At 53.1% G+C, this 22,575-nt stretch carries 17 protein-coding genes and 1 pseudogene; 12 read left to right on the top strand and 6 right to left on the bottom strand.

The window, feature by feature from the left end:
• Nucleotides 1-15: 15 nt before the first annotated feature.
• The 3 genes from panC to CUZ56_RS00080 all read right to left on the bottom strand — a co-directional run bounded on the left by panC (nucleotide 16) and on the right by CUZ56_RS00080 (nucleotide 2,671).
• Complete coding sequence (gene panC, locus CUZ56_RS00090; protein ID WP_239441911.1) at nucleotides 16-864, bottom strand: pantoate--beta-alanine ligase; 849 nt, start codon at nucleotides 862-864, stop codon at nucleotides 16-18.
• Nucleotides 865-866: 2 nt separating this feature from the next.
• Nucleotides 867-1,721: a 3-methyl-2-oxobutanoate hydroxymethyltransferase gene (gene panB, locus CUZ56_RS00085; RefSeq protein WP_126977036.1), complete on the bottom strand. Its 855-nt coding sequence runs from the start codon at nucleotides 1,719-1,721 to the stop codon at nucleotides 867-869.
• 299 nt (nucleotides 1,722-2,020) lie between these two features.
• Nucleotides 2,021-2,671: a hypothetical protein gene (locus CUZ56_RS00080; RefSeq protein ID WP_126977034.1), complete on the bottom strand. Its 651-nt coding sequence runs from the start codon at nucleotides 2,669-2,671 to the stop codon at nucleotides 2,021-2,023.
• Between the two features lie 296 nt (nucleotides 2,672-2,967).
• On the opposite strand from CUZ56_RS00080, the gene CUZ56_RS00075 reads away from it, so the two are divergent.
• From CUZ56_RS00075 to CUZ56_RS00050, 6 genes are all read left to right on the top strand, one after another.
• Nucleotides 2,968-3,333, top strand: coding sequence for a DUF4870 domain-containing protein (locus tag CUZ56_RS00075; RefSeq protein WP_162615201.1), 366 nt, complete (start codon nucleotides 2,968-2,970; stop codon nucleotides 3,331-3,333).
• 191 nt (nucleotides 3,334-3,524) lie between these two features.
• Complete coding sequence (dusA, locus tag CUZ56_RS00070) at nucleotides 3,525-4,508, top strand: tRNA dihydrouridine(20/20a) synthase DusA (RefSeq protein WP_126977030.1); 984 nt, start codon at nucleotides 3,525-3,527, stop codon at nucleotides 4,506-4,508.
• A gap of 486 nt (nucleotides 4,509-4,994) precedes the next feature.
• Nucleotides 4,995-6,392, top strand: a complete 1,398-nt coding sequence (locus CUZ56_RS00065) for an MFS transporter (RefSeq protein ID WP_126977028.1) — start codon at nucleotides 4,995-4,997, stop codon at nucleotides 6,390-6,392.
• A gap of 283 nt (nucleotides 6,393-6,675) precedes the next feature.
• The gene (locus tag CUZ56_RS00060) at nucleotides 6,676-7,008 is read left to right on the top strand and encodes a YbjQ family protein (RefSeq protein ID WP_204250788.1); all 333 of its coding nucleotides are present in this window, start codon (nucleotides 6,676-6,678) and stop codon (nucleotides 7,006-7,008) included.
• Nucleotides 7,009-7,013: 5 nt separating this feature from the next.
• Nucleotides 7,014-7,481, top strand: a complete 468-nt coding sequence (locus CUZ56_RS00055; RefSeq protein WP_204250787.1) for a YbjQ family protein — start codon at nucleotides 7,014-7,016, stop codon at nucleotides 7,479-7,481.
• 13 nt (nucleotides 7,482-7,494) lie between these two features.
• Nucleotides 7,495-8,325: a M48 family metallopeptidase gene (locus CUZ56_RS00050; protein WP_126977026.1), complete on the top strand. Its 831-nt coding sequence runs from the start codon at nucleotides 7,495-7,497 to the stop codon at nucleotides 8,323-8,325.
• A 15-nt stretch (nucleotides 8,326-8,340) separates the two neighbouring features.
• On the opposite strand, the pseudogene CUZ56_RS00045 reads toward CUZ56_RS00050, so the two are convergent.
• A pseudogene (locus CUZ56_RS00045) lies at nucleotides 8,341-8,487 on the bottom strand (FAD-linked oxidase C-terminal domain-containing protein); the annotation flags it as partial.
• A 196-nt stretch (nucleotides 8,488-8,683) separates the two neighbouring features.
• Here CUZ56_RS00045 and CUZ56_RS00040 point away from each other — a divergent pair.
• The gene (locus tag CUZ56_RS00040) at nucleotides 8,684-11,908 is read left to right on the top strand and encodes an autotransporter outer membrane beta-barrel domain-containing protein (protein ID WP_126977024.1); all 3,225 of its coding nucleotides are present in this window, start codon (nucleotides 8,684-8,686) and stop codon (nucleotides 11,906-11,908) included.
• A gap of 94 nt (nucleotides 11,909-12,002) precedes the next feature.
• Here CUZ56_RS00040 and CUZ56_RS00035 read toward each other — a convergent pair whose 3' ends face one another.
• Nucleotides 12,003-13,457 (bottom strand): FAD-binding oxidoreductase, encoded by a 1,455-nt coding sequence (locus CUZ56_RS00035; RefSeq protein ID WP_126977022.1) that lies wholly within the window; start codon nucleotides 13,455-13,457, stop codon nucleotides 12,003-12,005.
• A 234-nt stretch (nucleotides 13,458-13,691) separates the two neighbouring features.
• Between CUZ56_RS00035 and CUZ56_RS00030 the strand changes: the two genes are divergently transcribed.
• The 4 genes from CUZ56_RS00030 (at nucleotide 13,692) to ettA (ending at nucleotide 18,339) form a co-directional block, all read left to right on the top strand.
• Nucleotides 13,692-14,615, top strand: a complete 924-nt coding sequence (locus CUZ56_RS00030) for a fatty acid desaturase family protein (protein ID WP_204250786.1) — start codon at nucleotides 13,692-13,694, stop codon at nucleotides 14,613-14,615.
• 236 nt (nucleotides 14,616-14,851) lie between these two features.
• Nucleotides 14,852-15,886 carry a hypothetical protein gene (locus CUZ56_RS00025; RefSeq protein ID WP_126977020.1) on the top strand — a complete coding sequence of 345 codons (1,035 nt, stop codon included), beginning with the start codon at nucleotides 14,852-14,854 and terminating at the stop codon, nucleotides 15,884-15,886.
• 106 nt (nucleotides 15,887-15,992) lie between these two features.
• On the top strand, nucleotides 15,993-16,433 hold the full coding sequence (locus tag CUZ56_RS00020) for a hypothetical protein (RefSeq protein WP_126977018.1): 441 nt from the start codon (nucleotides 15,993-15,995) through the stop codon (nucleotides 16,431-16,433).
• A 241-nt stretch (nucleotides 16,434-16,674) separates the two neighbouring features.
• Nucleotides 16,675-18,339, top strand: coding sequence for an energy-dependent translational throttle protein EttA (ettA, locus tag CUZ56_RS00015; RefSeq protein WP_126977016.1), 1,665 nt, complete (start codon nucleotides 16,675-16,677; stop codon nucleotides 18,337-18,339).
• Between the two features lie 128 nt (nucleotides 18,340-18,467).
• Here ettA and CUZ56_RS00010 read toward each other — a convergent pair whose 3' ends face one another.
• Nucleotides 18,468-18,935, bottom strand: a complete 468-nt coding sequence (locus CUZ56_RS00010; protein WP_126977014.1) for an RcnB family protein — start codon at nucleotides 18,933-18,935, stop codon at nucleotides 18,468-18,470.
• A 455-nt stretch (nucleotides 18,936-19,390) separates the two neighbouring features.
• Between CUZ56_RS00010 and CUZ56_RS00005 the strand changes: the two genes are divergently transcribed.
• Nucleotides 19,391-22,575, top strand: a 3,185-nt coding sequence (locus CUZ56_RS00005) for an autotransporter outer membrane beta-barrel domain-containing protein (protein ID WP_126977012.1), incomplete at its 3' end; no start/stop codon positions are given.

Below are 22,575 nucleotides of genomic sequence, written 5' to 3'. Positions count from 1 at the left end.
CGGAATGTCTCCTCTTTAGGGGGTGAATATAAAATTATCAATCAGCCTGGTTTTGCCAATGAACACAGCTAGGGCGCACAGCACCGGTCTGTCAATCTGCTGAACAGGTTTTAAAGTATCCAGATCAACAATGTGAACGTAATCTATCTTGGCCAGTGGCTCCTGCCTGATTCTGGCTCCCACAGCCTCGATGATGGCCGCCGCATCACGCTCCCCATGTGCTGCCATGTTGCGCCCCAGATCAAGCGCCTGCGAAAGGCATAGCGCAGCCGCGCGCTCCTGCGCACTGAGGTAAGTATTGCGCGAGCTTTTGGCCAGGCCGTCAGGCTCCCGAACAATCGGGCAGCCGACAATATCTGGGTCCATATTCAGGTCGCGCACCATGCGCCGAATCACCGCCAGTTGCTGGGCATCTTTTTGTCCGAAATAAGCCTTGTGCGGCGCCACAATATGCAACAGCTTATTGACCACCGTGCACACGCCCCGAAAGTGGCCTGGCCTGCTGCTGCCGCACAGGCCTTCGGTCAGCCCGCTCACATCCACGTAGCTGGAAAATCCGGGTGTATACATTTCTTCAACGGTGGGATGAAAAATCAGATGCGCGCCATATTGCGAACACACCTGTTGATCGCGCACCAGATCGCGCGGATACGTTGCCAGATCCTCCGCAGGGCCAAACTGCATGGGGTTAACAAAAATACTGACCACCACCCGGTCATTTTCTTTTGCTGCCTGTGCAATCAGGCTGCCATGCCCCTCATGCAGGTAGCCCATGGTGGGCACCAGCGCTACAGTCAACCCGTCCTGCTTCCACTGCCTGACCTGGTTTTGAACCTCGGCAACCGTGCTCGTAATCTGAATCATGGCTACGCTCCTTTGCCATGGGCAGCGACCTTCTGCACCGCAGCCATGACTTCGTCACTGATGGAAAACACATGCTCAGGCCCGGGAAAAGTGCCTGCCTTGGTCTGATCGCCATACGCCATAAAAGCCGCTTTCATCGCAGCCCCCATATCGGCAAACTGCTTGGCAAATTTAGGTGCAATGCCCCCGTACATGCCCAGCATGTCCTGGTACACCAGCACCTGGCCATCGCATCCAGCGCCTGCACCAATGCCAATCACCGGAATATCCAGCTCCCGGGTCACCAGGCGCGCCAGTTTTTCCGGTACACATTCAATTACCACCATAAATGCACCCGCAGCCTGCGCAGCTCTGGCATCGGCCAGCAACTTGACGGCTGCGGCCTCGTCCTTACCCTGGACTTTAAACCCGCCAAATGCGTTGACCGACTGCGGCGTCAAACCCAGATGCGCCACCACCGGAATTGAAGCTTCCACAATCGCCTTGATCTGCGGGGCAATCACCTCACCCCCCTCAAGTTTGACCGCAGCCGCGCGGCCCTCTTTAACCAGCCGGCCGGCATTCACCACAGCATCATAAACAGAAGTCTGGTACGACATGAAAGGCAGGTCTGCAATCACCAGCGCCTTTGAGGCCCCCCTGGCTACTGCCCGGGTATGGTGAATCATGTCTTCCATGGTCACCGCCAGCGTATCTTCATAACCCAGCATCACCATGCCCAGTGAATCGCCGACCAGAATACATTCAATGCCGGCTTCATCCATCAGCCTAGCGGTGTAGTAATCGTAGGCGGTAAGCATGGTGATTTTGTCGCCATCGATTTTTTGTTTATGCAGTGTCGTAACAGTGTGCTTCATACAACTTCTCCTGTGGCCATTCTCAATTCCAAAACCCCGCCCCTGTTTGCCCACACATACAGTCTGTGATACCTGTCACGAAGACCATACCATCAAGGGGAAACCACTTCGTCTTCACAATATGACTGGCTGAGATCACAGCGCATCTATCAGCGGCAGACCAAAACTCCATGCCCAGTCAATATGTGGCAACGAAAAAGAGGGGTATTTTCTCACAATTATGGAAAACGTCTGCTTTTCTGCCTGCTGCCCCAGCATACAGCTTATGTTTTTCATTCCTGTAGGCCTCAGCTCAGGTTTCATTGCAAATGCATTGCCTGGTTTGCTTTCATCTTTCTGATTAACAGCCATTGCCCGACAAAAACAGACGCATACATCCAGAACTCGAACAACTCTTCCAATACCTGTTGTTGCGGATGCGATAAAGCCTGAAAAATAGACAAGCCATGCCCTTCTGCCGACGCACACAGCAATGCAGCAATCACTGCCAAAGCAATTTCAAACCAGGGAATCAGGTGCTGTTGGAACAATTGCACCACAGTACGGTATTGCCTGGTGACAAAAAAGATCACCACCATACCCAACAAAAGAAGCCCCATAACAGGAGCAACCGCAGGCCGGTACCACAGTTGAAGCGTCGATGAGTAAATCGGCCCCGTTTCGGGGTGCACATACAGCGGGGGCATCAAAATCGCAGTTCCCCAGCTCAGTTCACGGGCCACCAGCAAAAACCAGATCGGCACCAGCATGATCCAGAACCAGCGCAGCCTCTTATCCCGGGCACGTGCTGCACTGCATACGGCCATAAGCAAACCCAACAGCAAAAGAGCTACCTGGGTATTTTCAATCAGGCCATTTTCCCACCCCGTACGAATAGGAAGCACATGCGCCAGCACATAACAGGTAACCAACCCGGCCACAAGGATAAAACGGGAAATCAGAGAAAACATGGTGTAGCAGATAAATAAACCTCATACATACAGTCTCGTATGTATATATATTACCTATTATGCCAAAAGTCGCCCCCTGTTTAGGTTTCTTTTTTCGTCATATATGGCAGCATGCTTTGACAGTATCGCCAGTCAATACACTTTGCTAAATTTACCGTAAAACTGCCAAAATATGCCTCTTTATAGTGCAAAAATGTGTCAAAAACTCAACATCTGTTTTTTACGCCATAACCCCCATGCTAGAATCGCCGCAGGCTGCCCAACTATCAACTTTAACGCCACAAGGAGTTTTGTTCATGGCAAATAATGAATCTGTTAGCAAAGAGTCAAAGGATACCGCTGGTCTGATGTGGATTTTGGCTATTTTCTTTAACTGGCTTTCCTCACTGATTTTCTACTTCACCAAAAAGGATGATGCTTTAGTACACGAAGAGTCTAAACTGGCATTGAACCTGTCTATCAACTACTTCATCGTCGTCATGGTTCTGTATATCATCGGCATCATATTGGCCATGATTGTTACCGCACTTTTCTATATTGCATACCTGGCAATCGTTGCTGCCTGGATTGGTTGGATCTATATCTGCTATCTGCATTTCAAAGCCGTTAAAGAAGGCACAGCCAAACCCAAAATTCCTTATGCCATCATGTTTATCAAATAAACCTTTTGTGCATCATGAAAAGCCTACCTGAGCCGGTAGGCTTTTTTACTGCCAATCAGAGAAATGCTACAGGCCACTGTGCAGGTTGACATATCCATTATCATATGGAAGAAACAGTTGGAAACTATATATACAAAGTAAAGCACTGACGTGTCTTTACCTTTCTTTGGAACAACCGCATTACCTATCCCATGAATTCCCAGCCTTTTAACCCATGGCGTTTAAGCGTGGCCCCCATGCTGGACTGGACCGACCGGCATTGCCGCTATCTGCACCGCCTGATCACCCGGCATACCCGGCTGTATACCGAGATGGTGACAACAGGCGCCCTGTTGCATGGTGATGTGGCCCGCCATCTGGCCTTCAATGAAGTAGAACACCCGCTGGCACTTCAGTTAGGCGGCAGCGAGCCGGCTGATCTGGCAGTCTGTGCACGGCTGGCTGAACAATGGCAATACGACGAAGTCAACCTGAATTGTGGCTGCCCGAGCGAGCGTGTACAGCGCGGCGCTTTCGGCGCCTGCCTGATGAACGAACCGCAACTGGTCGCCGATGGTGTTAAGGCCATGCTGGATGCGGTCAGCATTCCCATCACGGTCAAACATCGCATCGGTATAGACCGCATTGAAGAATACAATTTTGTCCGTGACTTCATCGGCATACTCAGCCATGCCGGTTGCCGTGTGTTTATTGTGCATGCACGCAATGCCTGGCTCAAGGGATTGAGCCCCAAAGAAAACCGCGATATTCCCCCGCTGCGTTACGAAACCGTTTATCGGCTTAAAAAAGACTTTCCCCACCTCACCATTGTGCTCAATGGCGGCGTTAAAACCAATGCAGAAATTGCACAGCATCTGGCCCATGTGGATGGTGTGATGATTGGACGCCAGGCTTATCACGAGCCTTATATGATGGCACCGTGGGATCAATTATTTTTTAACGATGCCCACCCGACTCCTTCCCGTGAAGCCGTCGAGCAAGCCATGGTGCGCTATTGCGAAACCGCCATTGACGAACACAATTCGTGGCCACAGATCATGCGCCACATGCTCGGGCTGCGGCACGGTTTGCCAGGGGCCCGCCGCTGGCGGCAGGCCTGGTCGGACCACCGCAACAAACACCTTCCGGTTGCGCAGGTTGCCACCCAGATACAACAGCTGATTCCCACGCCATAAAAACAACACCGGTCCGCACTTGAAAGCATTTTTTCAATGGGTGTAGAATAGATTCCCATGAAATGTAGCCACGTGATTATTTTGATTACGAGCCTACCAGGTTCCCTCGGGTCTGGTAGGCTGAAGTCATATTGCGTCTGAACATTTTAAATAAACCGCTGTAACGCACTTCAACATATCAAGCCCGCAGGCATTTGCACTGTGGGCTTTTTTGTGGAAGCAAGTTCAGCACAACCGGTTATGGTGTTTTCAATGAACTGATACTGTCTCAAAGTCCATGTGCTGCCATCAGGCACTTTCAATTTCACTTAGAATGGCATCCGGCTGTTCTTCTTTGGAAATTGTTCTGGATGCTTTTGCACCCTTGCCCCTTGCAGTTCGGCACAGCCTGTGTAGGCACAGCATGCGGGCCTGTATTTCAGCATCATGATTTTTGACTTCGATTGCACACGCCATATCTTTTGAAAAACAAGGAACTATTCATCCATGAATACCGCCGATGTTACGCATGAAGGACAGCCCAAAGCGCGTCCCTTGAATAAAGAGGATTACAAAACCCTGGCACTTTCATCGCTAGGAGGAACGCTGGAATTTTATGACTTTGTCATTTGTGCACTGTACGTGGACAAAGTCATTATTGGCCTGTTCCTGCCCGATGACATGAACGCCTTCACCCAGAGCCTGCTCGGCTGGGGTATTGTGGCGTCTGCTTATATTGCCCGCCCGCTGGGAGGCATCATCATGGCGCACTTTGGCGATACCATCGGCCGCAAACGCATGTTCACACTCAGCGTTGCCATGATGGCTCTGCCCACATTTGCCATTGGCCTACTGCCGACCTATGCCACTTTAGGCGTTATGGCCCCGATTCTGCTGTTGTGCATGCGTATCTTGCAAGGCGCGGCTATTGGCGGGGAAATGCCCGGCGCGTGGGTCTTCATTGCCGAACATACACCCTCCCAGCGCTACGGCCTGGGCATTGGAATTCTCACCTCCGGTATTACCGGCGGCATCCTGCTGGGCTTTATCGCGCTGATTCTGATCAAGGTCTGTTTCACAGACCAGCAGGCGCTGGACTACGCATGGCGTATTCCATTCATTGTGGGTGGCCTGTTTGGTGTGATCTCGGTCTACCTGCGCCGCTACCTGAAAGAAACACCTATCTTTAAAGAAATGGCGGCCCGTAAAGAACTGTCCAAACAGGTACCCATCGTCAACGTTTTAAAAAGCCACAAATTTGCCTGCGTGGTTGTGTTCTTGCTGACCTGGACACTGTCCACCACGGTGATGGTGGGCGTGCTGATGACGCCAACCGCCATTTTAAAAGCCCGTTATGGCTTTGATGAACTGCACGCCAGCATCGGCGGCTGTATTGTTGCGCTGACACTGACCATTGGCTGCGTCGTTTTCGGCTGGCTGGAAGACAAACTGCGCACCCGCATGACCATGACCATTGCCTGGGGCGGCCTTGCCATCAGCGCATTGACCTTCTTTGCGGCATTGCACACCGGCCTGAGCGTGGCAGGCATGATGACGCTTTACGGCATCATGGGGCTGTTCTGCGGCGCAATCGCCCTCACCCCCATTGTCGGTACACGTGCATTTCCACCCAGCATCCGCTTTTCCGGCCTGTCATTTTCATATAACGTGGCTTACGCCATTTTCAGTGCCATTACGCCACAGCTTACGCTTTACCTGCTCAACCCCAATCACATTCTGGGCAGCTACAGCTACATGGGCGCGGGCTTTTATATTGCCGCCGTCTCCCTGCTGGCCATTGCGGTAGCGTACTTGCCGCTGGCTTACCGCGGCTGGACAACACAGGTAAAGCTGAATCTGGCAGCATCTCCTGTGCCCGCGGCACAAAACGCAGTGTCTTCATAAACACGGCATTTCCAAAATGCGGTAACTCGTATTACTTTTTACAAAAACCACCGTCACCCCAACGGTGGTTTTTTATTTGAGCCTGTTTTTACCTGTCGGCAGCAACCGGCCCACCCCTTTTCAGGCCATGATGCACTTGACTGTCGTAAACATACATCGGTCATGCCTTATTTGAAACGCACTGCTTTAAAATTGCCAGTGAATTGCCGGCTGGCCTCATACAGCCTTTTGACAGGAATATCGGGCACGCTGCGTATTTATTTTCGTTTTTGAAAGGTTCAAAATGCAAAACAACATGCTGATCAGCAACATTGAATTTTTACCCGGGTATACAGTGACACAGCATCTGGGTCTGGTACAGGGCAGTACCGTACGTGCCAAACACGTTGGCCGCGACATGATGGCCGGCCTGAAAAACATTGTAGGCGGTGAACTCAAAGGCTATACCGAGCTATTGAACGAATCGCGCCAGGAAGCCATTGACCGCATGAAACAACAGGCTCAAGCCATTGGCGCCAATGCCGTGATCAATGTACGCTTCAGCACCGCCAATATCACCGCCGGCGCCTCTGAAATTCTGGCCTATGGCACTGCTGTTGTTGTCATGCGAGGATAAGCATCATGGAATTTATCGTCTGGCTTGTATTTTTCCTGATCTTGTTAACCATCGGACTGGTTTTTGGCAAGATGGGTGAGAAAAAGCATTATCGCCAAATCAAAGAACGCGAAGAAAAGCTCAAGCATATTCTGCTGTTTAATGAAAAGCGCCCTCCTGCAATCGTTTCGGGCCAACAGTTTACGCTGGTCAGCGGCTCGGTGGTCATGTCCGGCGACTATTTCAAACAGATCCTGGCAGGCTTGAAGCAGATTTTTGGCGGCCGTCTGAACAGCTATGAATCGATGCTGGACCGGGGGCGCCGTGAAGCTATTCTGCGCATGAAAGAGCAGGCTGAAGCCCAGGGCGCCAGCATGATCTTCAATGTGCACCTGCAAACCGCGACATTAGGACAAAAACAGGGGAACCAGGGCCCCACCTGTGCAGAGATTCTGGCCTATGGCACAGCATGGGTGGTTCCCAAAATGACCTGACTGCAAGCCGCGCATGTCTTACGTTAACCCCCAGGTGCCGCATGAAGTCAATGTGACCAAGGAGTCGCAGGTATTCTCCTTGGTCAAACTGCTCACAGCCATCCTGCTGATCATCGTTGCCGCGTTCATAGCCATCTACTTTGCATTCAGGTGGTCGGTACACTTCATTCCATTCAGCGTCGAGTCCTCGATTGCACAAGGCATCGTCTCCAGACTGGTGGAAAATCCGCGCGGTTCACAATACAGCACAGCCCGCCAAGACCTGCAGCAGCTCGCAGAGCATCTGGCCCAGGCCATGAACGTGCCCGATGACATGCCAATCCACATCCACATTGACAAAAGCTCTACCCCCAATGCTTTTGCCACACTGGGCGGTCATATCATCGTGACCCAAGGACTGATCAACACCGTGCACAGCGAAAACGCACTGGCGATGGTCTTGGCGCATGAACTGGCGCATGTGAAAAACCGCGATCCGCTAGCCTCTTTGGGCACAGGGGTAACTGTTTCCATCCTGTTATCACTGCTGACGGGGGGAGACGCCAGCCAGATTCATGTCATGGCCAGCAACCTCACACAACTGTCGTTCTCCAGACGCCAGGAACGCCTTGCGGATGAAGATGCCATTGCAGCGCTGCAAGGCTATTACGGGCATACCTTTGGCGCCGAAGAATTTTTTCAGGTTATGGCTGCTGAACATGGCGTCAAAGCTGACCAGATCGAGTTTTTTCAAACCCACCCCGGCACCCAGAAACGCATTGAAACTATCTTGCGCTCACAAACTGGCCATGCGCCAGAACTGACGTCACTGCCGGACAGCATTCTGAAAATACAGCGTCATTGAACCGGAACATCTGCATTAAAAAATCTTGCCCGGGTTCATGATGCCCTTCGGATCAAACACGGCTTTAAGCTGGCGCATCAGCTCAATTTCCAGCGGTGATTTGTACTGCTGGAAGTAACCTTTCTTTAACTGCCCCGCCCTGTGCCAAGCACTGAAACTGCCGCCAAACTGTGCGGGATATGAAACTTGTCGTGAACTATTTCACAAAATTAACATTTTTGTTTTGAACCTCGCCCAATTGAATGAACTCCCTTAATTAAGGGGCTTCATTTATTGGCGCTGCGTATTTTGCAGCTTGATCTCACTAAAAAATCACAATTTCTATATTTAACAATAATTAACATTCGAGGGCAGTTCTATGACAGACAAAAAACAATGCACACGCCTTTGTTATCTATCTCATCCTCCTCCTAAAAATACAGCCACATGGAAATCAGCGTATAGGCCGACAACCCGCCTGAAACACCCTACAGAAAAACGCCCCGTCAGAATCCCCTCCAAAATCTCCTTCATCGCACTCTGCATCTACCTATCTATCCTGTCTATCACCCCTGCAGTCCAGGCCCAGAACACAACCATCAACACAGGTGAAACTGTCACCATTCCAGGCACATACGCCACACCATGGAGCATCGGGAATCTGTATATCAATGGTGCCATGAATATCCAGTCCAGCGGCGAAGTCAGCAGCACATCAGGCCACATTGGCTACAGTGCAGGCTCTACAGGCAATGTCACGGTGGACGGCAGCGGCTCAAGCTGGACCAGCAGCGGCGCTATGTACGTTGGCAACAATGGCACAGGCGAGTTCACCATCAGCAACGGCGGCACTGTCAGCAACACATCAGCCTACATCGGCAACAGTGCAGGCTCGTCGGGCACTGTAACCGTGGACGGCATCGGCTCCAACTGGACCAGCAGCAGCTCTCTCATCGTTGGCAGCTACGGCACAGGCATACTGACCATCAGCAACGGCGGCACTGTCAGCAACAATACATCTGCCCTTATTGGCCGATATTCAGGCTCGACGAGCGGCGTGACAGTGGACGGCAACGGCTCAAGCTGGATCAACAACGGTCTTCTCTACCTTGGCGACGAAGGCACAGGCGAGTTGATCATCCGTAACGGCGGCACCGTCAGTAACACATCAGCCACCATTGGCCGCTATGCAGGCGGGTCAGGTACCGTCACGGTGGATGGCAGCGGCTCAAGCTGGACCAGCAGTGGCGCCCTCACCGTTGGCAATTACGGCACGGGTGAACTGACCATCAGCAACAGCGGCACTGCCAGTAACAATACATCCGCTTTTGTTGGCCGCTATTCGGGTTCGTCGGGCACTGTAACGGTGGACGGCATCAGTTCAAACTGGATCAATAACGGTACTCTCGACGTCGGTTACGAGGGCACAGGCGTACTCACTATCCGCAACGGCGGCACTGTCAGCAACACAACGGGCTACATTGGCACTGAAGCAAGCTCGTCGGGCACCGTCACGGTAGACGGCAGCGGCTCAAGCTGGATCAACAACGGTATTCTCTACGTTGGCGATGAAGGCACAGGTGAGCTCACCATCCGTAACGGCGGCACTGTCAGCAACAATACATCAGCCACCATTGGCCGTTATGCAGGCGGGTTGGGCACTGTCATAGTGGATGGCAGCGGCTCAAGCTGGATCAGCAACGGAACCCTCACCATTGGCAACGAGGGCACAGGCGTACTCACCATCCGCAACAGCGGGCTGGTCAATGCAACCGGCGGTGTAGCCGTTGGGGTTAACACAACAGGCAGTGCAAACCTGAGCCTTACCTCCGGCGGTACGCTGCAAACCCAGGCACTCACCGCAGGCAGTGGCACAGTCACCGTAACATTTGACAACGGTATCCTGCGCGCACTTGCAGACAATGCATCGTTCATCACCGGCTTTGCTCCCGGAGAACTGTTCATCGATGCCGGAGGGCTCACAGTTGACGATAACGGCTATGCAATTGCCACTGACAGCTCCATTTTCAGCGGCGTGGGAGGATTGACGAAAACCGGCAGCGGCTCACTCACCCTCGGCGGTGTCAACACCTACAGCGGCGCTACCACCATCACCAGCGGCACGCTCAAAGCAGGCATTGCCGGCGCATTCAGTGCACCATCGGCGTATACCGTGGGTAGCAATGCCACCCTCGACCTGGACAGCCACGACCAGCGCATTGCCTCATTGGTGAACAGCGGCACCGTGCGCATCAGTTCAGCAGCTTCGGCCAATCCGGTCGGCGCAACACTGACCGTCAATGGCAACTACCTCAGCAATGGTGGCAGCCTTTATCTGCGCACCGTCCTGGGAGATGACAGTTCGCCCACGGATCGGTTAGTCGCGGACAGTGTGACGACCGGAGCCAACGGGGCAACCCGGTTGTATGTCATCAACGCTGGTGGCGTGGGTGCCGATACCAGCAGCAATGGCATTGAAGTGGTGCAGGTTGCCACCACTTCTGACAACAACGCCTTTGTACTCGGCGCACCCGTCACTGCAGGCGCATATGAATACATACTCAGCTACAACGCCAACCAGAACTGGTACCTGACCAACACCGATCCCACGGGCAACGACGAGTCAACCCATGACGACCTCAGCAGCCGGCTCGCAGGCATGCTTTATGGGGGTGTGCTTTACAACCCCAATATCGGCTCGTATCTGGGCAACCAGTATGCTGCAGCCAGCATGTTCCACCACAACGTGTCTGACAGAAAAAACAGCCCCCGCTCGCCTGACCAGACCCTGTGGGCCAGAACCAGTTACAACACCGTCAAAAGCGACCTGCTTGGCGGTAAACAGGAAGTTGACATCAAAACCGGCATTCTCCAGATCGGCGCTGACCTCTTGCAACACGACCGCCTTGTTGCAGGTGTTTACGGCGGCTACGGGCACAGCAAGGTTGACAACACCTCCAGACAAACCGGCACAACCGCAAACGGCACAGTCAATGGCTATCATCTTGGCGTGTACGGCAACTGGACACCCGGACGCAATGAGCAAGACCACAACAAAGGCCTGTATGTAGATGGATGGGCTTACTACGCGTGGTACAACAACAAACTCGCCGGCAATGCACAGTACAGCCAGACCAAATACAACAGCACCGGTTACGCCATTTCCAGCGAAGTCGGCTACGGGCTTGAACTCTGGCAGCAAGGCACCACCAGTTGGATACTTCAGCCCCATGCGCAAGTCAGCTATACACATATCAGTGCCGATAGCTTCACCGACTCACACGGCACCAGGTACAGCAACAACCGGGGCAGCGGCTGGCAGACACGCCTGGGGGCAAGGCTCCATTGGCAGCAAACAGCAAACGAGTACGGTATCAACCCTTTTATTGAGGCCAACTGGCTGCACAATACGCTGGACAACGGCGTCAGCCTTAACGGTGTCGCCATGCAAAGCGATATCGGCAAAAATGCCGGCGAGCTTAAACTCGGCTTCCGCGGGCAGGTCAACGAAAGTTTAAGCGCATGGAGTCATGTGGGCATGACATATGGCCGCGAAAACTTCAAACGCTATGAACTGCAACTGGGCATGGGCTGGCAGTGGTAGAGCAGTAGTACAGACAACAGTAATGTCCCAGTAATGCCCTACCCTGTTGCCTTTTTCGCCCAGCACCGGTGAAAAAGGCAGCACCGCCATTGCATCAGAATATTTTCCCCGGGTTCATGATGCCCTTCGGGTCAAACACCGCTTTAAGCTGGCGCATCAATTCAATTTCCAGTGGTGATTTGTACTGTTGGAAGTAGTCCTTCTTCAACTGCCCCACGCCATGCTCGGCACTGAAACTGCCGCCAAACCGGTATACCAGTTGCATCACTTCATGCGTGATGTTTTCACCGACCCCGTTGTCCGTGAAATAAACGTTGCCTGCGCCTGACGGGGCATTCACGTTGGACGGGGCATTCACGTTGGACGGGGCATTCACGTTGTAGTGCAGGTTACCGTCACCAAAATGCCCGAAAACAATCAACTGCACATCAGGATAGCGTGAATGCAACACCGATTGCGCCTGCACCATGAACGTCGGCAGGTCTTTGATCGGAATGGAAACATCGTGCTTCAACTGCGCGCTTTCCAACCGCTGTGCTTCAGGAATTTCCTCACGCAAACGCCACATGGTTTCTATCTGCGCCAGCGAGGTGGAGATCGCTGCGTCCATGCACAGGTCCTGCTCAAACAGTGAGCCTACCGACTCTTCCACCAGTGTATTCAAGGCCGCTTCATCTGCCGTATCGGCAAACTCCACCAGCACATAGCCCGGATAAGGCTGCTGCAACGGCGAGCGCAGATCGGCAAAATGCTTGTGAACCAGCTCAATGCATTCCTGCGTCATATACTCATAAGCCTGAATGCGCTGCCCGCATTGCGCGGTCAGTTGCTCATAGCAGGCCAGCGCCTTGTCAGCACTTTCCACTGCGATAAATGCGACCGTGCGGACCTGCATTTTCGGCAACAACCTGACCACAGCAGCCGTAATGATGCCCAGTGTACCTTCCGAGCCTATAAACAACTGCTTCAGATCGTATCCGGTATTGTCTTTGCGCAGGGCATGCAACTGGTTCAGAATCTGCCCATCGGGCAACACCACTTCCAGCCCCAGCACCAGTTCGCGCACCATGCCGTACCTCACCACGTTCACACCACCGGCGTTGGTTGCCAGGTTACCGCCAATTTCACAGGTTCCCTGCGCTGCCAGGCTCAAAGGGAACATGCGCCCGGCATTACTGGCCGCATCCTGCACATTGCTCAAAATGCAGCCCGCCTCCAGCGTCATGGTATTGCCCACCGTGTCAATATCGCGAATGGCATTCATGCGGTCCAGGCTGATGATGATGTTCTCTGCCCGCTCGTCAGGTGTTGCGGCACCGCACAGCCCGGTATTACCGCCACGTGGGACAACCGGTACCCCATATTCATGGCACAGCTTTACACAGTCAGACACCTGTTGCGTCGTTCGCGGGCGCACCACCGCCTGTGCCTGCCCCTTGTATAGGCCACGCCAGTCGGACAGCCAGGGCTCAACGTCCTGCGGACTTGTCACGACAATATCCTCACCCAAAGCCGCTACCAAACGTGTCAAAAAATCACTCATGCGCACCTCTTTCAGATTTCATGCCTTCATGCAACTGCATGACAGTTTATAGAGTGCCCTGCTGCTTGTAAATCCCTGGTTTTACCTATTTTCATGCCATCAATCTACATAAATTTCAGTATTGACAGAAATTTATGTAAGTATAAAATATGTCTTGTCTGGCCAGACTTTGACATATTCCTTTTTCATCAACATCAGGAATATGGTTTTACACATCCTGTCACTCAGGAGGATCAAATCATGTCCAGTCATTTACCTGCCCGCTTCACCATCACCAAACCCGCCTCTTTGCAAGCGGCTTCCTCACACCAACCAGCCACCCCAAAGCACAGCCACCATGCAAGCACTTTGCCTTCAGGTGATGCCACTTCCAAAGGCATTCCATCTGAAAAAAGCATTATTCGCACGGTCGCCTGGAAAGACCTGCTTCCCATGAGCCGCTGGGAAAGTATCCATGAAGTCACCCTGAGCCTGCCCTGGCTGCTAGGCTCATTTGCCGCCTATCATTACCGTATCTGGCCATTGGGGCTTTTATGCTCGTTCATGTTCTTTCTGACCGCCTTACGCCAGGTCCATAACGCCTACCATTATGCAATCGGCTTTAACCGCACTTTCACCGAATGGTTCATGGTCATTATGAGCCCTTTGATGTTCTGCCCCCTGCATGCCGTCCAGCTCAACCACTTAAGACACCATAAATACAACATGAACCATGAGGATGTCGAAGCCATCAGCGCCCGCATGCCCTGGTGGAAAGCCATCATCACAGGGCCGTTGTTCCCCTGGCGCTTGCTGAAAAAAGCGCTTGAAGTCGGCAACACCCATTACCGCCGCTGGATCATGTTTGAAATCGTTGTGTGCCTGGCATGGTTCATCGTGGTTTTATTTGTTCTGGATATCTTCTTTTTAAAAGCACACCTGCTGGTCATGTGTCTGGGCGAATGCCTGACTTCCTTTTTTGCCGTTTGGCTGGTACACCACGACTGTGATGAAACCATGCATTCACGCACTATCCGCAACCGCTTTAAATCGTTCATCACCTACAACATGCTTTACCATTATGAACACCACCTGTTCCCTGCCCTGTCCACCTGCAAGCTGGCTGCGGTTGCCAAACGCCTAGATCAGGCTTACCCCAACCTGCCGCTGAAACAGGTTTTCTAAAAATGGATGCAGACAGATTCTTGAACCACATGGATGCCCCTTAACCATCCGGTTAATGTCGTTTGCAAATTATCTGCATCTGCAGATATTGCAGGCCGTCTGCCTGCAGGCATTCAACATGTTTTACATTGTCTTATCACATTAACCGGCGGCATTTTGCTTTTACCTTAATCATCGCCTCATTCTTCCTTACAAATAAAGCAAAAAATAAGCCCCTTTGTTACACTGCGCAGATCATGCAAAGCTCCGAAGTCATTAAAAGCATTCCCATCTGCGCATACCAGGTTTCTGATACAGACCGCAATCTGTTCGCCCTGCTGGACGAACAGCAGGCATTGCACCTGTATAGCCTGAAAGACCACCACATTGTCCAGACATTCCAGTTGACAATGCTGCACCCTTCAAACCATTCTTCAATTTATTTCAGCGCCCCTTATATTGCAGTGGCCGAAACCTTTGGCCTGAATGCCGCCGTCATTGATACCGACAGCGGCTATGTCATGCGCCTGAGCAGGGAAAATTACCACAGCGATGTCTGCTCTTTTGCACTCGGCTTTGTCAGGCACAACAACAAAACCCTGCTGATGCACCAGACACAATGGAACCGGCTGGACGTTACAGACCCGGCCACAGGCACCCTGCTGACCCAACGCACCATTGATCACTCTCAGCAAAAAAACTACCTCGATTACTTTCACAGCCGCTTGCATATCTCCCCTGGGAAAAACAACTTTCTCATCAATGGATGGATCTGGGGGCCGCAGGACAATGTTCGCTGCGGCGAGGTTGGCACTTTTTTGAACCAGTACGAACCCAGCACCATGCATGTTGATTACAGCAACGGCTACAACTGGGACAGGCCCGCCACCTTTATCAACGACGACGTTTTTGTCATTGGTGTTGACGACCCCGACCCGGCGCTGTATGACGAAGACGAAATTCAGCAATGGATTCCCAGGCGCTTGCAGTTTTACAATTTCAAGGATGCACAAAGCGACGGCTTGCTGCCCCAGTTCAAGATGCTGGATGGCGACTGGTTTGAAAAAGTAGACTATGGCGAGGTCAAAGGCCAGTTGCATTACGCCCCCTCTTTGAAAGCGCTGGTTGCCATCAGCAACAAAGGCATATTTGCCATCGACCTGCAAGGGCAACTGCTGGCAGAAATCCCGCTTGAAAACCCTGCACAATGGATGTTCAGCACAGAGCATGAAATGCTCTATCGCCTGCATGACCATCACATGCAAACCGTAGCGCTTTCCAAGTATCTATAAATCTATACGGTGTTATGCACATTGCCCGGTATAATTTGGTTTGCTGAGCACAGCATCACTGAGATACCCTGGTACCAACCTGATATACATAAAGGCAGCCGCATCCATGCACACATTGATACGCGTCTTTCTGGCTTTGCTGCTCACCGCTTTCAGCCTGGGGGCATACGCCAATTGCAGCAGCATTCGTGACAACGACCAGCGTGCCTATTGCTACGCCACCTCCGGCTCAGGCTCATGCGGCAATATCCGCGATAACGATCTGCGCAACCAGTGTTATGCCGAAACAGGTAAAGGCTCATGCAGCAGCATTCGTGATAATGACCAGCGCGCCTACTGCTACGCCACCTCCGGCACAGGCTCATGCGGCAGTATCAGCAGCAGAAACCTGCGCGATCAGTGCTATGCCGAAACCGGTAAAGGCTCATGCAGCAGTATCCGTGACAACGACCAGCGCGCCTACTGTTATGCCACAACAGGCTCGGGTTCGTGCGGCAACATCCGCGATAGTGACCTGCGCAACCGCTGTTACGCCGAAACACGCTGAAAAACTCCGTACAGCACCCCAATAACCCTGGCTATCCTTGGATATCCCTGGCATGCATAGCCGGCAAAACAGCCTGCCCCCTGCCATATCAATCAAGATATATGGAGAAAACCACGCATCTATGGCAATTCCCTCCTAATGATGCGACAATTAAAGGTTGTCCCAACAGACAACAAGCGCCCTGGTTCATTCGCATCGAATATCAGGCCGTTAAACACTTTACCGATTTGAAATCATACACATGGCTCAATACGTCTATACGATGAACCGCGTCAGCAAAATCGTGCCGCCGAAACGGCAGATTTTGAAAGACATTTCCTTGTCATTTTTCCCAGGGGCAAAGATTGGTGTTCTGGGGCTCAATGGTGCAGGGAAATCCACCCTGCTGAAAATCATGGCCGGTATTGATACCGAAATTGAGGGCGAAGCCACACCCATGCCCGGCCTACGCGTCGGCTATCTGCCGCAGGAACCCCAGTTGAACCCCGATCAAACCGTGCGCCAGGCTGTGGAAGAAGGCATTGGCGGCGTACTGGCTGCACAAAAACGGCTCGATGAAGTGTATGCCGAATATGCCGACCCCGACGCCGACTTTGACAAGCTGGCGGCCGAACAGGCCGAACTGGAAGCGATCATTGCTGCCGGCAGCGGTGAGAGCACCGATGCACAACTGGAAATTGCCGCCGACGCCCTGCGCCTGCCGCCATGGGATGCACCCATCGGCCCGCTCTCCGGTGGTGAAAAACGCCGTGTTGCACTGTGCCGCCTGCTGCTGTCCAAACCCGACATGCTGTTGCTGGACGAGCCCACCAACCACCTGGATGCCGAATCGGTCGAATGGCTGGAGCAGTTTCTGCACCGCTTCCCCGGCACTGTGGTCGCCATTACCCACGACCGCTACTTTCTGGATAACGCGGCTGAGTGGATTCTGGAACTGGACCGCGGACACGGTATTCCGTGGAAAGGCAATTACAGCAACTGGCTGGACCAAAAAGAAAAACGCCTGGAGCAGGAACAGAAATCAGAAGATGCCCGCATGAAAGCGATGAAAAAAGAGCTGGAGTGGGTACGGCAAAATCCCAAGGGGCGCCAGGCCAAGAGCAAAGCGCGTCTGGCCCGCTTTGAGGAACTGTCTGATTTCGATTACCAGAAACGCAACGAAACCAATGAAATATTCATTCCGGTGGCAGACCGCCTGGGCAACGAAGTGATCGAATTCACCAACGTGACCAAAAGCTTTGGTGACCGTATTCTGATCGATAACCTGAGCTTCAAGATTCCTCCGGGCGCCATTGTCGGGGTGATCGGCCCCAACGGTGCCGGGAAATCCACGCTGTTCAAGCTGATTCTGCAAAAAGAGCAGCCCGACAGCGGCGAGGTGAAAATCGGCTCCACAGTGAAACTCTCCACCGTCGACCAGAGCCGCGATGCGCTGGAAGGCGACAAAACGGTATGGGAAGACGTATCCGGTGGTCTGGACAACCTCACCGTCGGAAAATTTGTCATTCCCAGCCGCGCTTATCTGGGTCGCTTTAACTTTAAAGGCAACGATCAGCAGAAGCTGGTGAAAAATCTCTCCGGTGGTGAACGCGGCCGCTTGCACATGGCCAAAATGCTGGCCGCCGGCGGCAACGTGCTGCTGCTGGACGAACCCTCCAACGATCTGGATGTGGAAACCCTGCGTGCGCTGGAAGATGCGCTGCTGGAATTTGCCGGCTCCATCATGGTGGTCAGTCATGACCGCTGGTTCCTTGACCGCATCTGTACCCACATTCTGGCCGCCGAAGGCGACAGCCAGTGGGTATTCTATGACGGCAACTACCAGGAATATGAAGCCGACAAGAAAAAACGGCTGGGTGAAGAAGGCGCACGCCCCAAACGCATGCGCTTCAAAGGGCTGAAATAACCCGAAAACACCACGCAAACAGCAAAAGGGGGCATCACTGCCCCCTTTCACATTGAAACATTGAACACATCAAAGAGCCGCTCCAGGCTCCCCTGTCAATATCCTTTTAGCACCCTGTCAGCAGGTGATTACTGGCTCAGCAGGATGGAAGCAATTTTTCCGCTTGAATTGTTGATCTGAATAAAATCACCGCCAATCAGCACCCAGCGGTGTCCTGCGGCCGGCGGATTTAAACCGTAAGCTTTCCAGTCTTCAATGCTGTATTGGCGGCCGCGGTATTCCTGGGGCAACACCTGCCCTTCGCTCAGATGCTCAGCCGGGCGGACAGATTCCGGGGCCATCTCGTTGCCCCAATGCGCTGCGGCAGGCCGGGCCGTCTGACCAGATGCACGCTGGTTGGCCTGATAAGCGCTATCCTGCGCTGCATGCTGGCGCTCCTCCCCCGAGATACGCTGTGGCTGAACGGCCTGTGCGGTTTGCACAAAAGGAGACATGGCCTCCTTGGAAGGCACCCGGGGCTGAGCCGCCATGGCCAAAGAACCGCCCAGCAATGAAACTGCTGCAAAAGAAAATACCAATGTTTTTTTCATCTTCATTTTTCAACTCCTTTTATCATTCAAAATAAAATCGGTTTGATGTTTCACTGAAGAAATAGATATGAACGTAAACCGGTGTAGGTGGCATGAGGTCGTTGTGGAAATCGGCCTTCAGTACCTCAGAACGGTTATTATCGAACCAGTCCTGTTACCTCGAGCCTGAAGGCTGGTCAGCCCATGGATGCATGGTGTTCAAAATTGCTGAGTCGCAAAAACATAACTGACACCATCATTGTAGAGCGCAAAAATCCCCTCTCTGGTTCATGGAAAAATAGGGGTTCATTCGAATGCCATGAAAGAAACAGTTGCGTTAACGCAAACCAGGCTTTCTCTTAACTGCTCAAAATACCAACTATTCCACAATTTCACCCTCTTTGCTCTGTTAGATTTACTTAAAAATATTGATATATCATACACTTAAGATATTTTTTCGGGCGAAGGAATTTAAGGCGGATATGAAAAATAACAAACGCAAAAGCAATACCCATTTACGCGATAAAAAACAGGCTTTGGAATATTTTCAACTCAAAAAAACAGCCATGTGGCTGCTTCCTGCCTCCCTGCTTTATCTGAGCATACCGGCATATGCCATCACATCATGCCCGGCCGGAACCACCTGCACCGGCACGGCTGACTTTATCAAGGAGTTGCGCGGAGGCACCCTGACGATATCAGACCTGACCATGACCTCAGGTGCAGGCGGCTCAGGCATCAGCCATGGCTTTGTGCAAATTGGCGATCCTGGTACAGGCTACGCAAACCCGACACTGGTTGCGAATGGGTTGAACTTCAATATCACCTCCACCACATCGGTAGATCGGGGCGTGATCGTTGCATCCGGGTTAAGCGGAACCACCATCACCACCGAGATACGCAACTCCAGCATTCTGTTCACCTCCTCCGGCAACACTGCCTCCAACACCGTTGCGCTGTTATCCGAAAGCTTTTCTACTGGACAAACACATAACCTGACGATAGAGTCCAGCACCATCAGCAGCACCTCGACCAACAGCCAGGCCATGGGTGTTTATGTGTATTCCCGCTCACCTGGGTCACCCGCTCCCGGTTCACCAAGTATCAGCCTGACGCTTCAAGGGCAAAACCACATCAGCGCTACAACACAGAGCACCAGCGCCAATGCACTTGCTATTGGTTTTGGCGCCACCACCAATGTGCAGCTCACAGAACAAGCACCGGGCGGCAGCATTACGGCAACGACCATTTCAGGCGCGGCATACGGCATTTATTCGCCCCTTGCATCAACCAACACCATCCAAACGTATTCGGATATCACCGCCAACTCGACAAATGGCAATGCCACCGGCATTTACGTCTTGGGCTCTACCGCCAATAACGTAACCACGCTGGCCGGAGAAATCAAGGCCCTCACAGGCGCAGGCATCGGTACCGGCATTTCCATGCAAGGCGCAGGAAGCCAGACCCTGAACAACGCTGCCAATATCACCGTAACCGGCACAAATACCAGTTCTGCAGGCATCAATGCGACATCCAGCGGCGGCAGCAATATTGCGCTGGCGTCTACCGGCACCATCCAGTCGTCCCGATATGGCATTTATGCCCAGTTGGTCGATGGCACATTAACCATCGATAACCAGGGTGCCATCTCCTCAACCGGGGGCATGGGCATCAGCGCATCCGCATCAGGCACAGGCGCTGTCACGGTTGGCAACACTGCTGCCATCAGCACCACGGCCCGCGCCATTGATACGCTGACCAGCTCCGGCAGCCTGGAAGTGATCAATACCGGCATACTGACTGTCACAGGAACCGACTCCGCAGGCATTTATGCACAAAGCCAGGATGGCGCTACCACCGTTACGCACAGTGGCGGCATCACCACCGCTGACGGCCGCGGTATCCATGCCAGGTCTACCAGTGGGGAAGTCACCGTCAACGCAAGCGGCGACATTACCACCGGGCAAGCCACAACCACCACGCACAACCATGGCATTGACGCAGGCAGCACCAGCGGCAAAGTCACGGTTAATTTTGATAACGGCACTATCAAGGTGGTGGGCACCAACACGGGCGGCGGGAACAGCATCGGCATTGCAGCCTGGGATACCGGCTCAACCAATTCTGCCGTGCAGGCGGCCATCAACCTGGGAACAAACGCCACGGTAGACGCCACCGAAGGCGTATGGGCACTGCAAATCAGGAGCAATGGCACCGGAGAAATCAATATCGCCAGCGGTGCCCAGGTTCTGGGCGGCACCGGCGGCGGTATTCATATCACCGGCACCGGTACTGCAGCCGCTGTTCATGACATCAACAATGCAGGCACCATCAATGCCATGAATGACAGAGCCATCTCGTCACAAGGGCCGGACGGCACCGTCGTCACCATTCAGAACAGCGGTACCATCGAAGGCTACATCACTGACAACAATGCCGACCTGAACTTTCACAACCAGGCAGCAGGACTGTGGGACCTACGCAGATTTTCTGACACCGACCTGGATGGCATACGCGACACCAAATCTGTTGCCATCAGCGACTTTGGCAGTGGCACCAACACCTTTATCAATCAAACTGGCGCCACCCTGCGCTTGGCTACCATCAGCGGCGAAACCACCACCGTAACCACAGGCGAATACGTCCCCGTTGGTGCCCTCAGCAGCAGCAATACAGGCATTGTGCACGGGCAACTGCTCAACCTCAACAGCTTCGAGAACGCAGGCACCATTGACCTCAGCGCCAACGGGCTCGCAGGAGATGTACTCGTCATCACCGGAGGCACCACCCCCGGCAGCTACGGCAGCGGCCAATACATCTCCAACGGCGGCAACCTCAGGATAGACACCGTACTCAACCAGGGTGATGCCAGCAGCCTGAGCGACATCCTCGTGCTGGATGACGCCATTTTAGGCAGCGGAGCCACAAAAATACACGTCAATCCTGTTGTCGGCAGCCCCGGCGGACTCACCACGGGGGACGGCATCAAAGTCGTGGAAGTCACAGGCACCTCCGATGCAGGCAGCTTTGCCCTGGGCGCGCCACTGACCTATGGTGCTTACGAATACATTCTCGCCAACGGCACAGGTGCCAACACACAAAACTGGTACCTGCAAAACAGCCTTGTGGTCGTACCTCCTCCGGCACCTTATACCCCGGAGCAGCCCACCATCCGTATCCCCATCTACAACCCCAACATCGGCTCCTACCTGGGCAACCAGTATGCAGCAGCCACCATGTTCAACCACAACATCCTGGACCGTCGCGACAACGTCCGCTCACCTGACCAGACCCTGTGGATCAGAACCAACCACACTGATGGCGAAACCAAACTGCTCGGCGGCCTGCAACAGGCCGACATCAGCACCAGCCTGGTACAGATCGGGGCAGACCTCATCAAGCAAGGCGACATCGTTGCCGGCGTCTATGGTGGCTATGGCACCAGCCGCATCAACAACCAGTCCAACCAGACCGGCACCACTGCCGATGGCAAAGTAGAAGGCTACAGCATCGGCATCTATGGCAGCTGGATGCCAGAGCAGAACAAAGGCCCCTACATTGACCTGTGGGGCCACTACGCCTGGTATGACAACCAACTCAGCGGAGCTGCACAAAGCCACACCAGCAAATACGACAGCAGCGGTTATGCGCTCTCGGCAGAAAT

Source organism: Saezia sanguinis (assembly GCF_003991585.1).
GTDB classification, from domain to species: Bacteria; Pseudomonadota; Gammaproteobacteria; order Burkholderiales; family Burkholderiaceae_C; genus Saezia; species Saezia sanguinis.
Note: the sequence above shows the minus strand (reverse complement) of the source record. Positions and strands in the feature narration are given on the sequence as shown.

Excerpts from the sequence above, each read along its gene's own strand:
- CUZ56_RS00040 (WP_126977024.1), top strand. The coding sequence starts at position 8,684 with ATGACAGACAAAAAACAATGCACACGCCTTTGTTATCTATCTCATCCT.
- CUZ56_RS00020 (WP_126977018.1), top strand. The coding sequence starts at position 15,993 with ATGCACACATTGATACGCGTCTTTCTGGCTTTGCTGCTCACCGCTTTC.
- CUZ56_RS00060 (WP_204250788.1), top strand. The coding sequence starts at position 6,676 with ATGCAAAACAACATGCTGATCAGCAACATTGAATTTTTACCCGGGTAT.
- CUZ56_RS00025 (WP_126977020.1), top strand. The coding sequence starts at position 14,852 with ATGCAAAGCTCCGAAGTCATTAAAAGCATTCCCATCTGCGCATACCAG.
- ettA (WP_126977016.1), top strand. The coding sequence starts at position 16,675 with ATGGCTCAATACGTCTATACGATGAACCGCGTCAGCAAAATCGTGCCG.
- CUZ56_RS00030 (WP_204250786.1), top strand. The coding sequence starts at position 13,692 with ATGTCCAGTCATTTACCTGCCCGCTTCACCATCACCAAACCCGCCTCT.
- CUZ56_RS00050 (WP_126977026.1), top strand. The coding sequence starts at position 7,495 with ATGTCTTACGTTAACCCCCAGGTGCCGCATGAAGTCAATGTGACCAAG.
- panC (WP_239441911.1), bottom strand. The coding sequence starts at position 864 with ATGATTCAGATTACGAGCACGGTTGCCGAGGTTCAAAACCAGGTCAGG.
- CUZ56_RS00055 (WP_204250787.1), top strand. The coding sequence starts at position 7,014 with ATGGAATTTATCGTCTGGCTTGTATTTTTCCTGATCTTGTTAACCATC.
- panB (WP_126977036.1), bottom strand. The coding sequence starts at position 1,721 with ATGAAGCACACTGTTACGACACTGCATAAACAAAAAATCGATGGCGAC.
- dusA (WP_126977030.1), top strand. The coding sequence starts at position 3,525 with ATGAATTCCCAGCCTTTTAACCCATGGCGTTTAAGCGTGGCCCCCATG.
- CUZ56_RS00065 (WP_126977028.1), top strand. The coding sequence starts at position 4,995 with ATGAATACCGCCGATGTTACGCATGAAGGACAGCCCAAAGCGCGTCCC.
- CUZ56_RS00080 (WP_126977034.1), bottom strand. The coding sequence starts at position 2,671 with ATGTTTTCTCTGATTTCCCGTTTTATCCTTGTGGCCGGGTTGGTTACC.
- CUZ56_RS00010 (WP_126977014.1), bottom strand. The coding sequence starts at position 18,935 with ATGAAGATGAAAAAAACATTGGTATTTTCTTTTGCAGCAGTTTCATTG.
- CUZ56_RS00075 (WP_162615201.1), top strand. The coding sequence starts at position 2,968 with ATGGCAAATAATGAATCTGTTAGCAAAGAGTCAAAGGATACCGCTGGT.